This is a genomic window from Streptomyces sp. NPDC046197 (assembly GCF_040646295.1).
Lineage (GTDB): Bacteria > Actinomycetota > Actinomycetes > Streptomycetales > Streptomycetaceae > Streptomyces.
This window is the reverse complement of sequence record NZ_JBEYZY010000007.1, coordinates 254828-268305: the sequence shown is the minus strand read 5'-3', so window position 1 is coordinate 268305 and position 13478 is coordinate 254828. Positions and strand designations below refer to the sequence as shown.

The following is a 13478-nucleotide window of genomic DNA, read 5'->3' as shown; positions in this document are numbered from 1 at the left end:
CGTTCCGGGAATCCACCTCTCGGCCGTTCGGGCGGACGCCCGTAGAATCGGGCGCTACGTGCAGGGATTCCGTGGGTTCCGTCAGGCGGCGAGCAGGAAGTGACCATCAGTGGCCAACGCACTGCAGCAGTTGATCCGTGAGCGCCTCGACCACAAGGGCTGGTCCTACGGCGACGTGGCGCGCCGCGGCGACATCCCCCGCTCCACGGTCTATCACCTGGCCACCGCCGAGCGCGTGGTCCGCATGCCCCAGCCGGCCACCCTGGAGGGGCTGTCCAAGGGGCTGGAGCTGTCGTTGGACACGGTGCGCCGCGCCGCCGCCGAGGCCTGCGGCATCCACGTCTACGGTCCCGCTTCGGACCCGGCCGCCGACGGCGTGGTCCTCCGCTCCGCCGACCCCGAGGTCGACGTGCTCATCGCCAGTGTGCAGAAACTGTCGGCGGACGACCGCCGCCATGTGGCCGCGCTGGTGGAGTCGCTGCTGGACCGCTCCTCGCGGGAGAAGTGACCGGGCCGGCACCGCGGCGCGACCGTCCGGTGACACCGGATGGCCGAACTCCCGCCATCTCGGAAAAAGAATGCAGACGGCCCGAAAACCGTCGAGATCCGCCGCTAGTCTCTCGTCTGCCCGAGGCGCGAGAGCCGCACGACCCCGGGCTCCCAGGGGGAGATGTGTTGTTCGTGCATGGCGGACCGACCACGGCCGTGGTCCGAGGGCCCGCCGGAGAATCGGTCGTTCTGCTGTCCGGCGAGCTGCCCGAGGTACTCACCGACGAGGCGCTCGCCGAGCTCCTGGACCTGGCCGCCGCCATTTTGGACGCCGACGAACTGGTCCTGTTCCGCAAGTGCCTGGAGACGCTTCGCCGCAACGGCATGCGCGCGGGACGCCGGATCGAGGTCGACGGCGCCGTACTGACGCTCTACGAAGGCTGACCGCGCGAGGGAGGCAGAACGCAGGAATCCGACAGAACCGAACCGGCCGGGGCGCGGTGACCGAACGGTCCTCCGCGCCCCGGCCCGGCCGGACGCAACTCGCCGGACCGGCCCCCTGGGCCCAGGTCTCAGGTCTCAGGTCTGGCCGTTCTTGGCGATCAGCGCGTGGAATCCGTCGTGGAGGTAGTCGCCGTACGAGATGGGCGGGTTGAGCTCCCTGCCGCCGGTGCCCTCAGGGGCGAACGGCTCCAGCACGGTGTTCTGCCCGGCGTGGAGGAAGAACGGCAGGGACAGCCGCTCGGCGTTGACGAACTTCACGCGGTGGTTCGGCGCCGGGAAGTAGTCGTTCGTCAGGTACCCCATGTAGGTACCGCAGTTCACCAAGAAGTCGTCCCCGGACGTCGGCAGGTCCTGCCAGCCGTCCACCGTCTCGACCTGGAGGTTCTGCACCTCGGTCTGGAACAGCACGGTGATCGTCGACACGTCCAGGTGGTCCTCGAAGCTGAGCTTCGTGCCGTCCGGGCCCGTCTTGACCGGCGGGTAGTCCTCCAGGTACGGGTAGCGGATCAGCGACACGGCGGACAGGGTGTCGGCCTGCGAGTACCGGTCGTCGAAGAAGTCCTCGGGCTTGCCCAGGGCCAGTGCCATTCCCCGCATCAGCACCTTGGACAGCCCGAACACCTCCCAGTAGTACCGCTCGCAGAAGGACCGGAAGCCCGGGTGCCGCTCCTCGTCCGGCCAGATGTTCACCTCGTGCAGTGGTGTCCCGGACCGGATCATCGGGTGCTCCGCGCCGAACGACGGGTTCAGGTAGCACCAGGACTCGACGGCCTTCCTGCCCTTGACGGCCATGTAGTAGCCGTTGCGCACACGGGGGTTGTTGCTGTTGTACGCGTTGATCGCCAGGGCGTGCTTCTCCTCGTCGGTCATGGTCCGGTGGAACTCGTTGACCACGTCCTGCAGCAGCTGGACGTCGATGCCGTGACCTGCGGCGTAGAAGAAGCCGGACCCCCGGCACGCCTTGTTGATCTCCTGCGCGACACGCGTCTTGTCGTTCGCGTCGTCACCGAACAGCGGTGAGACGTCGATCGTCGGAACCTCTGCCGACGGCATCAGAATGGGCATGGCACCCTCCGTGGTTTTCGCGTGGACAGGCGGCCTGTTCATCGGGCATCCGGCAGCGACGCCGAGATGCGCTCGCACATGCCGGCGACCAGGCGCTCGTTGCGCACCCACGAGTGATGGGTCTCCCCGCGCAGCAGGTGGACCTCGATCGACTCGGCCGGCAGGAGCGTGTCCAGGCCGTTGTACGGCGACCGCTGATAGAACTCGAACAGGCGGCGCTGGTGGTCGTTGAGGACGATGTCGTTCGGCTCGCCCGCCTTGAACATCACCAGGTTCCCGATGCACGCGCCGAGCCGCTCCAGGTCCGTCCGGCCCGGCGTGTAGTGGTAGTTGATCGGATCGAGGATGTCCCGGACGCCGGGCAGCCCGATGGCGGCCGAGGCCTGCCGCACACCGAAGTACGAGTCGACGAGGAACAGGTTGTCGACCTTCTCGCCGGCCCGGGCCAGCTGCAACGACACCTCCAGGGCGAGCACCCCGCCGAAGCTCCAGCCGAGGAAGCTGTACGGCCCCGACGGCCGCAACTGCCGCACGTGCCGCAGGTAGTACTCGGCCAGTTCCTCGAAGCTTCCCATGGGCGAGTGCAGATGCACGTTGTTGAACAGCACGAGCCGGTGGCCGGGCAGCCGTTGGGCGATGTTGCTCAGATAGCTCTCCGCACCGCCCTCACCGGGCGGGAAGACGAAGAGGGTGCGCTCGGCGTTGTCCTCCTCGACGAGGATGTACGGCTCGAAGTCGTCCCCGGACGTCGTGCGCGGGGCCGCCTGCGCGGGACGCGCGCCGCCGCGCGACGCGGCCACGGTGTGCGCGGCCAACTGCTCCAGCCACGCCTTCAGTTCGCTCGTGAACCGCTGGGTTATGGACCGGTCCAGCCGGCTGTCGACCACCGTGACGAGACGGTCGCCGGTGCAGCGCATGGTGACGTCCACGGCGAACTGGTCCGCTCCGCGGTTGCGGCCGGAGACGTTGCTGCCCGCCGTGGCCGCCTCCAGCCGCCAGCCCGCGGCCCCGTCCGGTGCCTGCCGCTCCCCGTCGGAGAACCGCCCCAGATAGTTGAATGCGACCGGCGCGAGCGGCGCCCGCTCACCGCCGTACCGTCCGAAGAGCGCGCCGTAGCCCACGCCGTGGTGCGGGACCCGCCGGCAGGCCTGCCGGGTGCTGAGGACGCTGCTTCCCAGGTCCTGCGGGTCCACCGCGAGGGCCAGCGGGTACATCGTCGTGAACCATCCGACCGTGTCCCGTACGTCGGGCGCTCCCTCGAACCGTTCGCGGCCGTGTCCCTCGACCGTGACGTGGTTGGTCGCCCGGCCCGTGACGGACCGCAACGCCAGTCCGGTCGCCGTGAGCAGCAACTCGTTCATGGTGGTGTCGTACGCGAAGTGGGCCTCCGTGAGCAGGGTCCGGGTGTCCGACGGGCTCAGCGCGAACTCCTCACGGTGGGTCACCGTGCCGTCCCCGGCGGGTGCGAGCTCGCTCGGCGGCGCCGCCGCCAGGCCCCGGCCGATCTCCGCCCAGAGCCGCCGCTCGTCCTCGTCGGGGGCGTAGCGGCGCAGCGCCCGGGCCCACTGCCGGTAGCTGCCCGTCTTCTCCTCCAGCTCACCGCCGTGGTAGAGGATCTCCAGGTCCTGCGCGAGGATGTGCCAGCTGACGGTGTCCACGATCAGATGGTGCAGGGCGAACCAGACCCTCGCGCCGCCGTCGGCGAAACCGTGCAGGTAGGCCGCGCAGGCGGTCGGGCCGTGCGCCAGGTCGAAACCGCTCTGCCACTTCGCGAGGTGCCTGCCGACCTCCTCCTCCCCGAGGCCGCTCACGTCGAGTTCGTGCAGGACGACGCCCGGGTCGCCGTCCGCGTAGGTCTGGGTGACCTCTCCTGCACCGGCGTCGAACCCGGAGTACCGCAGCCGGAACGCGTCATGGTGGCCGGCCAGCCGTGCCAGGGCCCTACGCAGCCTCGCCACCTCCAGCGGCGGTGTCCTGACGGCGAAGTTGTGGTTCCACCAGGCGCGGTCCACCAGGGGCTTGGCGAAGAACCACTCCTGGACCGGCAGCAGCGGGCAGTCGCCGCGCAGCGAGCCCTGCTCGGGCTCCTCGTGCCGGTCCCCGTCCGAGCCGTGCTCGCCGGCCGGCCGGCTCAGCACGTTGTCGACCAGCTTCCGCACGGTGGGGAAGTCGAAGACGTCCTTGACGCCGACCTTGCGCCCGACCTCCCGCTGCACCCGGCTCGCCAGGTGCAGGGCCCCGATGCTGTCACCGCCGGAACGGAAGAAGTCGTCGTCGATGCCGACCGTGCCCCCGGGCAGCTGCGCGCTCCACAGCCGGCACAGCCGGGCCTCGGTACGGTTGCGCGGAGCCGCGTAGGGCGCCCGGCGCGCCGGGAGACCGGCCTGCGGCAGCGCCTTGGTGTCGAGTTTGCCGTTGACGGTCATCGGCAGCGGCCGGTCCATGCGCACCAGCAGCGACGGCACCATGCCGGGCATGAGCTTCGCCCTCAGGGTGGCGTGGATCTCCTCCTCGTCCGCCTCGCCGTCCGCCACGTAGTACCCGACCAGCCGCCTGCCGTCCGGCGAACGGTCGTCCGCCGCGGCGACGACGGCGCACTCGCGCACGCCCGGGCAGCCGGCCAGGACCGCCTCCACCTCACCGGGTTCGATCCGCAGGCCGTGGATCTTCACCTGAGCGTCGTTGCGCCCCAGGTACCGCAGCTCTCCGCCGGCGGTGCGCCGGACGAGGTCGCCGGTCCGGTAGAGCACCGGGTACCTGCCCTCACGGCGCTCGGCCTCGGTGCGGAACGGGTTCGGCAGGAACCGTTCGCTGGTGAGCTCCGGCCGGTTCAGGTATCCGTCCGTGACGCACTCGCCGGCCAGGTACAGCTCGCCGACCGCGCCGCGGGGCAGCGGCTTCATCGCGTCGCCGAGCACGTACAGCCGGGTGTTGCCGAGTGGCCGGCCGAGGTCGTTGCGGTGGCGCTCGCCGGGCCCGAAGCGCCGGACCGTGTTGTACACGGCGGTCTCCGTGGTGCCGTACGCGTTGACGATCGGGCCGGAGAACTCGCTGCGGATCTTCTCGAAGTGGCGCTCGTGGAACGCCTCGCCCGCGACGAGCACGCACCGCAGACGCGTCAGCCTGGACAGGTCGAACTGCTGGATCTGCGTGGGCGTGCCGCTCAGGTACGTCAGCTCGGCGTGGTTCGCGTAGTCGTAGAAGGCGTCGTCGTGGGCGGGTGAGTCCGGCGGCACGATGAGTGTGTGGCCGTTCAGTACCGACAGCGCCAACTGCTCGACGGAGAAGTCGAACACGTAGTTGGCCAGGAACAGGACGCCTTCGCGTGCGGTGCCGGGAGTCCCGAAGTGGCGTGCGCTCACCTCCTCCCGGAAGCTGTCCACGGCACGGTGCGGGACGAGTACCGCCTTGGGTGTACCGGTGGTGCCGGAGGTGTAGATGGCGTAGGCGAGGTCGGCGCTCGTGACCGCGGTGACGGGGTTCTCCGTGGACCGGTAGCCCATCGGCAGCCGGTCGACGGCCACCGTCGGCAGCTGGGCCGCGGCCTTCAGGGCGCGCAGGCGTTCACCGTGCGCCTCGTTGGTCACCACCAGGCGCGCCCCGGTGTCCTGGAGCATGAACGCGATCCGCTCGTCGGGACAGCCCGGGTCGATCGGCACATAGGCCGCGCCCGTCTTCCACACCGCCAGGATCGCGACGATCATCAGCTCGCTCTTGTCCACCACCAGAGCGACCAGGTCGTTGGGCCGCACCCGCACCACCGACCCGAGGTGGTGCGCCAGCTGGTTGGCCCGCTCGTTGAGCTGGCGGTACGTCAGCCGCGTGCCCCCGCACACCACCGCCACCTCCTCGGGCCGGGAGGCGGCCCGCTCCTCGAACACCTGGTGGAGCGTCCGGGACGGACGGGCCGACGTACCGGCCGCGGAGGGCGGCGGGGCGGCGGCGGTCTCGGCCTCTGCCTGGGCCTCGGCGTTCGCCGGCAGCTCCGCCCGGCCCGCCTCGTCGAGCCAGGTGACGTCCGCCACCCTCACCCGGTCCGCGGACGAGGAGAGCCGGGCGAACTCCGCCAGGACGTGCCGGAACGTGGCGATGAACCCGTCGGCGCTCGCGTCGTCGAAGAGGGACGCGGCATAGGTCAGGTTGCCGGTGAGTCCGCCGGAGGTCTCGGTCAGGGTGGCCGACAGGTCGAACTTGGTGGCCGTCCGGCCCCCGGCGTCCGGCCGGTGGTCGATCGGCGCCGGGCCCCGCTCCGGCGCCGTGGCGTCCCCGGCGCGGTCGGTGACGTTCTGCAGGGTGAAGTTGACCTGCAGGACCGGGTGACGGCTCGGGTCCTTCTCCAGGTCGAGCTCCTTGACGAGTTGCTCGAACGGCAGCTCCCCGTGCACCTGCGCCGCGACGACGTCCTCACCGACCGAGCGGACATGGTCCGTCAGTGTCGCCTCCCGGTCGACCCGGACGCGCAGCGCGAGCAGGTTCGCGAAGAACCCGATGGTCCGGTCGAACTCCGGACGCCCGCGGTTGGCGGTGGGGGTCCCCACGACGAAGTCGTCCTGACCGGTGTACACGTGCAGCACGAGGCACCACGCGCCCAGCAGCACGCTGTACAGGCTCACCCGTGCCGAGCGGGCCAGTGACCTGAGCGCCTCCGTGGTCGGCTCGTCCAGGCCGAACTCGATCTCCCGGCCGCGGTAGTCGAACCGCGCGGGGCGCGGGCGGTCCAGCGGCAGCCTGATCGTCTCGAACCCGGCCAGCGTCCGGGTCCAGAACTCCCTCAGCTCCGACAGCCGCCGGCCCGTCAGATACTGACGCTGCCACACCGCGAAGTCCGCGTACGTGCCGCGGCTGCCGCCGAGGTCCGCCTCGGGCACGCCGTGCAGCAGGGCCACCAGCTCCTGGCGGAACACGTTCCAGGACCAGCCGTCGAAGCAGGTGTGATGGAAGACGATGCCCAGGTGGAGGCCGTCGGTGTCCGTGGCGAGGTCGAACAGCTCGGCCCGGACGGGCAGTTCCTCGTGCAGGCGGAAGACGTGCTCGGCGCTCGCGACGAGCCGCTCGTCCAGCTCGGTGGTGCCGGCGACGACGTGCACCGCCGGGTCGAACATGGTCAGGGCCTCGTCCGGCGGCAGCGTGTACTGCCGCCGGACGCCGTCCTGGTCGGTCCGGAGCAGGGTGCGCAGCGCGGGATGGCGCCGTACCAGCGTGCGCAGGGCCTGGACGACCGTGTCCGGCGACACGGCGCCGGTCACCGGGAGCCGGAGGGCGAACGGGATGTTGTAGGCGGCGGTGCCGCCCTCGAACTCGTCGATGAACAGCAGGCGTTCCTGTGCCAGCGACACCGGGGGCCGTCCGGTCGCCGTACCGGCCCGTCCGGCCGCCTGCTCGGCGGGTTCGCCGTCCGCCCGTGCGGCCGTGTCCCGGATGTGCCGGGCCTGTGCCCCGAGGGTCGTGTGCTGGAGCACCGTGGAGACGCCGAGGCCGCGGCCGAAGCCGGTGGTGATGGCCTGCGCGAGCGCCATCGCGCGGATGCTGTCGCCGCCGAGGGCGAAGAAGTCGTCGTGCACGCCGATGCGGTCCGGCGGGACGCCGAGCACCGTGGACCAGATACCGCACAGCCTGACCTCGACGTCGTCGCAGGGGGCGGCGTACTCGGTGCTGTCGCCCGGCCCGAAGTCCGTCTCCGGGAGCCGCCGCACATCCAGCTTTCCGCTGGCGGTCACCGGGATGTCCGTGATGCGCAGGATGCGGGCGGGCACGATGGCCTCCGGCAGTCTGCCGCGCATCCACTGCTTCACGTCCTGCTCGTCGAGGTCCCGGTCGCTGATGCAGAACCCGGCCAGGTACTTCTGCGCCGACGCGAGACCCGTCCCCCGATGCTCGCGCGCGATCACCAGGGACCTGGTCACGCCGGGATACGACGACAGGACCGCCTCGACCTCGCCGAGTTCCACGCGCTGTCCGCGGATCTTGACCTGGAGGTCGGTGCGGCCCAGGCACTCCAGCTCTCCGTCGGGCAGCCACCGCACCAGGTCACCGGTCCTGTACAGGCGCGCGTTCTGCCCCGACGCCTTCTCCCGCCGGGTCTGGAACGGGTTGGCCACGAACCGCTCCGCCGTCAGCTCGTCCCGGCCCAGGTATCCGCGCGTGACGCCGACACCGCCGATGTAGAGCTCGCCCATGCCGCCGACCGGAACCCGCTTCATGGACTTGTTGAGCACATAGGCCGTGGTGTTCGCCACCGGGTGGCCGATGCTCTTGGTGGCCCGGCGCTCGTCCACCGCGTACAGCCGCTTGTGGCTGGTGATCGATATCTCGGTCGGGCCGTACCCGTTGATGATGGTGCCCTGGAAGGTGCCGCGGATCTTGTTGAACACCGGCTCGGTGAAGTCCTCGCCGATCGCGTCGATCCGGGTCAGGGAGGTCGTCGTCGAGTAGTCGTACAGAGACAGCACCGACGGCGTCCCGGACAGGTACGTGACCTGCTCGTCGTTGATGTACCGGTACAGGCGCTCGGCGTCCGTGCGCATGGTGTCGTCGAGCACCACCAGCTTCTGGCCGTTGAGCAGCGCGTCGGTCATCTGCTCGACGAAATGGTCGAAGACGTAGTTGGAGAACGACAGGAGCGCCTCCTCGCCCCGGCTCCTGTCCAGCGAGAACAGCTTCGCCAGGGACACCTGCAGGTTGACCACGCCCCGGTGCTCGACGAGTACGGCCTTGGGCCTGCCGGTGGTGCCGGAGGTGTAGATGGCGTAGGCGAGGTCGGTGCTGGTGACCGCGGTGACGGGGTTCCCGGTGGGCTGGTCGTCCAGGGGCAGCCGCTCGATGTTCAGCACCCGCGGCGCCGCCCCGGCCTTCAGGGCGCGCAGGCGTTCACCGTGCGCCTCGTTGGTCACCACCAGGCGCGCCCCGGTGTCCTGGAGCATGAACGCGATCCGCTCGTCGGGATAGCCCGGGTCGATCGGCACATAGGCCGCGCCCGTCTTCCACACCGCCAGGATCGCGACGATCATCAGCTCGCTCTTGTCCACCACCAGAGCGACCAGGTCGTTGGGCCGCACCCGCACCACCGACCCGAGGTGGTGCGCCAGCTGGTTGGCCCGCTCGTTGAGCTGGCGGTACGTCAGCCGCGTGCCGCGGTACACCACCGCGACCTCCTCCGGCCAGGCCGCGGCCCGCTCCTCGAACACCCCGTGCAGGGTCTTGTCGGCGGGGAACGCGGTTTCCGTAAGGTTCCAGGCGTCGAAGCGCTCGATCATCGCCGGCGACACGAACTCCAGGGCGTCGACGGGCCCTGCGACGTCCTTTGCCACCTGCGCGAACAGGCTCTGTGTCACGTCGAGCAGGGTGTCGATCGTCGTGTCGTCGAAGAGCTCCCCGGCGTACCACAGGGTGACTGTCAGCTCGTCGCCCTCCTCCCGTGCCACGACGGCCAGCGGGTAGTCGACCTTGTCGGCGTCGTACGCCTTCTCGAAGCTGAGCAGTTCGTCGTGGTCCTCGGCCTCCTCCAGGAGCCGCGGATAGTTCTCCAGCACCAGCAGGGTGTCGAACAACCGGCGCTTCATCCCGCCGGTCTCCAGCCGGCCCAGCTCCACCGTGCTCCTGCTGTTCATGGCGTTCACGGCGGACTGGATGTCGCCGATGGCCGCGCCGACGCTTCCGGCGGCCTGGGCGTCGTGGTCGACGACCAGGGGCAGGGTGTTGATGAACAGCCCCACCGAGTTCTCGATGTCGTCCACCTGAAGGTTGCGCCCGGACACGATCGTGCCCACCACCGTGGTGTTCCCGCCGCCCATGGCGTAGAGCACCTTGTGCCACACGAACTGCAGCACCGAGTGCAGGGTGACGGAGTGAGAGGCGCACATCGTCTTGAGGGCGGCGGTCAGCTCCGCGCCCAGGCGGAGCTTCTTCGTGCGGTGCTCGCGGACGTGGTCGTAGTCGCTCAGGTCGACCTGATAGCGGATCTCCTCCTTGAGCAGCCCGCCGAAGTCGCCGCGCTCGTCGATGTGTTCTATCTGCGCCAGCCAGTGGTCCACGTGGTCGTCGCGGTGTGCCTCCCAGTGCCGCTGGGCCGCCACGTACGCGGTGTCCACGGCCGGCTCGATCGCGGCGCCGCGGAGCAGGCACAGGTACATGCGGTGCACGTCGTCGTGCAGCACCGGCAGGCTCCAGCCGTCCAGGACGAGGTGGTGGCAGCTGAAGATCAGCGAGTACAGGTCGTCGCGCTGCCTGATCAGGTAGACCCGGAACAGCCGGCCCTCGGCCGGCTCGTACGGCTCGGTGCGGTCCCGCTCCTGCAGTTCCCTGATGCGGGCGTCCTGTGCCGTGGAGTCCGCCTCCTCGCTCAGGTCGACGTACCGCCAGTCGAAGGGCCCGTCGTCGGGCTCGATGATCTGCAGCGGCTCCTCGGCCCATTCGAAGCGCAGCCGCAGCGCCGGGTACTTGCGCCGGGCGTGCTGCCACGCCTCCTTCATCAGGTCGGGGCGGATGGGACATCGGTAGCGGTGCACCGACTGCATGACGTAGGCGTCGTCGCCGTTCCTGCGCTTCAGGGCGTGGTACAGCAGGCCCTGCTGCAGGCCGTTGGCGCGCAGCCGGAGAGGTCCGGCGGCCTCGTCCGGCGCGGGTTCGCCGGTGGCCTCTGCCTGCACCGGTTCGCCGGTGGCCGCGGCATCCGGCTGCGGCTGCTGCCCGCGCTGCCGGTCCAGGTGGTGCGCCAGCTCCCCCAGGGTGCGGTGGGTGAACACGTCCTCGACGCCGACGAAGACGCCCAGCCGCTGCCGCACTCGGGCGATGAGCAGGATGCAGGAGATGCTCTGGCCACCGAGGCGCAGGAAGTCGTCGCGGTCACCGATCCGGGCCGCGGGCACGCCGAGGACCTCGCTCCAGATCGCGCGGAGCTCCTCCAGGAGAGCGCCGGTGCCGCCGCCGGTGCCGCCTTCCGTCCCGTCTCCGGAGGGCGCGGAGGTCCGGCCCGGGCCGGCGAGGTCCACCTCGGGCAGTGCCCGCCAGTCCACCTTGCCGTTGACGTTGACCGGGATGGCGTCGAGCCGGACCATGCGGGCGGGGACCATGATGCGGATCAGCCGCTGTTCGAGGAAGGCCAGCAGGTCCTCCTCGGTCACCCGGGCCCCGGGCTCGGTCGTGTAGTACCCGACCAGATGGCGGTCGCCGGGGCCGCCGGCTCCTTCACGGGCCACCACCGTGCACTTGCGCACGCCCGGGAACTCGGTCGCCTGCGCCTCGATCTCGCCCGGTTCCACGCGGACGCCGTTCAGCTTGAGCTGGAAGTCGCTGCGGCCCAGGAACTCGACCTCGCCGGACGGCAGCACCCGGGCCAGGTCACCGGTCCGGTAGAGGCGGGCGTTGTGCCCCCGCGCCTTCTCCTGCTCCGTCTGGAACGGATTGGCGGTGAACCGCTCGGCGGTCAGGTCGTCGCGGTTGAGGTAGCCCGGAGCGACGCCGCATCCGCCGATGTACAGCTCGCCGATGGCGCCGATCGGCAGCTGCTTGAGGTTCTGGCTCAGCACGTACCACTTCACGTTCCGCAGCGGCCGGCCGATGCTCCTGTCCCTGCGCTCCGTCACGCCGGGCGGGAACTCCTTGACGGCGGTGACGAAGGCCGCCTCGGTGAAGGCGTACTCGTTGACGACCAGACCGGAGAAGCGCTCGCGGAGCCGGCGCAGCCCGGCCGCCGTCAGTTCCTCGCCGACCAGCAGCAGCCTCTTCAGACCGGCGCAGCGCCGCAGGTCGAAGTGGTGCAGCACCGATCCCGTGGCATTCAGGTATGTCACCCGGTGCCGCTCGAGGTGGGCGGGGAACCGGTCGGGGTCCAGCCTGATCTCCTCGGGGACGATGACCAGCGTCTGGGAGTTGATCAGCGCGATCAGGGTCTGCCTCAGGTGCGGTTCGAACACGTAGGAGGCGAAGAGCGCGACGCGCTCCGTGCCGGGCCGCCGCATGTCGTAGCGCTCGGACAGGTCGGTGATGCTGTTCACGACGCTGTCGTGGTACTTGGGAACGCCCTTGGGCACCCCGGTGGTGCCGGAGGTGTACGTGACGTAGGCGAGGTCCCTGCTGCCCAGGGACAGCCGCGGGGCCTGGCGCACCGCACGGCCGGCGGCGTCCTGCCGGGCGAGCACGGTTTCGATCTCGATGATGCGCACGCCGGCGTGCCGCGGGCCGAGGAGCTCGCGGAGCCGTGCCGCGTGGTGCCGGTTGGTGACGATGCGGGACAGGCCGGTGTCCCGGACCATGAAACGGACGCGCTCGGCCGGGTAGGCCGGATCGAAGGGGACGTAGGCCGCGCCGGCCTTCCAGATCCCGAGGGTGGCCACCACCCCCAGGTCGCTCTTGTCGAGGTACATCCCGACCAGTTCGCGCGGCCGGACACCCGGGTCGGTGCCGAGCAGCCCGTGAGCGAGCTGGTTGGCCCGTTCGTCGACCTCGCGATAGGTGAGCCGGGTGTCGCCGAAGACGACGGCCGTGCGGTCCGGCGAGCGCCGCACGGCGTCCTCGAACAGGTCGGTCAGCCGCTTGCCCTCCGGGAAGTCCCCGTCGGTGGCGTTCCACTTGTGCAGTTGCTCCCGCTGCTCCTCCGACACCAGCTCGATGCCGGCGACGCGTTGCGCGGGCCGGCCGACGAACTGGCCGAGCACTTCGCGTACGACGTCGAGCACGCCCGCGATCGTCCGGTCCTCGAACAGGTCTCCCGCATAGGCCAGGGTCCACCGCAGGCACCCCTCCGCCTCGACGTCCCGGACGACGACCAGGAGCGGGGACGACGGCAGGTCGGCCAGGGCCACGTCGTGGTCGGCGAGCACGAGCAGGGCGTCGAACAGACCGCGCTGGAGCACCTCGTCGGGACCCACGTACGCGTCCTTGCGGCGCATGGCCCGGTCGAGTTCCCGCACGGCCTCGCGGCAGGTGAGCCGGTCCTGCTCGACGTGGTCGACGACGACCGGAAGAACACCGGCCCGGCGCACACCGCCCGTTCCGGTGGCGTCGACCAGGGCGGCGACCGTACGGTTCCCGTGGCCGTAGGCCCGCATGACGCTGTGCAGCGCGGCCAGCGCGAAGGCGCCGACCGACACCTCGCCGTCGTCGCTCAGCGCGTTCTTCAGTGAGAGGTAGTCCGGCCCGTCGACGAGCATGTCCTGGCACCTGGTCGCCCGCACACCGGGGTCGTCGTCCCGCACGGCGATCTTGTTGCGCCACTCGTCCCTGAGGAGCATCTCCAGGTCGCAGCGCTCGCTCGACGCCTCGTCGATACGGGCGGACCAGTCGGCGGCAGTCGTGGGGTACTGAGCTGACTTCATACGTTGGCTCTCCGTCGTGCGGTATCTGTGCGACGCGGGGCGGTGGCGGGGCCGCCGCGGGGCCGCGAGGTCAGAGAACTTGTCGTTGGCCGGACCACCCGTCGTGCA

Annotated in this window: 4 protein-coding genes; 2 read left to right on the top strand and 2 right to left on the bottom strand. The window is 70.5% G+C overall.

Features of this window, described 5'->3' with window-relative positions:
* The first annotated feature begins 109 nt into the window (after window positions 1-109).
* Window positions 110-508: a helix-turn-helix domain-containing protein gene (locus tag AB0A61_RS13040; RefSeq protein ID WP_361290609.1), complete on the top strand. Its 399-nt coding sequence runs from the start codon at window positions 110-112 to the stop codon at window positions 506-508.
* Between the two features lie 173 nt (window positions 509-681).
* Window positions 682-933 (top strand): hypothetical protein, encoded by a 252-nt coding sequence (locus AB0A61_RS13035; protein WP_361290606.1) that lies wholly within the window; start codon window positions 682-684, stop codon window positions 931-933.
* A 135-nt stretch (window positions 934-1068) separates the two neighbouring features.
* On the opposite strand, the gene AB0A61_RS13030 is transcribed toward AB0A61_RS13035, so the two are convergent.
* Together AB0A61_RS13030 and AB0A61_RS13025 are read right to left on the bottom strand one after the other, a co-directional pair.
* Entirely contained in the window at window positions 1069-2058 is a 990-nt protein-coding gene (locus AB0A61_RS13030; protein ID WP_361290603.1) for a 2OG-Fe(II) oxygenase family protein, read from the bottom strand.
* A gap of 38 nt (window positions 2059-2096) precedes the next feature.
* Complete coding sequence (locus AB0A61_RS13025; protein ID WP_361290601.1) at window positions 2097-13370, bottom strand: amino acid adenylation domain-containing protein; 11274 nt, start codon at window positions 13368-13370, stop codon at window positions 2097-2099.
* Between the last annotated feature and the right edge of the window lie 108 nt (window positions 13371-13478).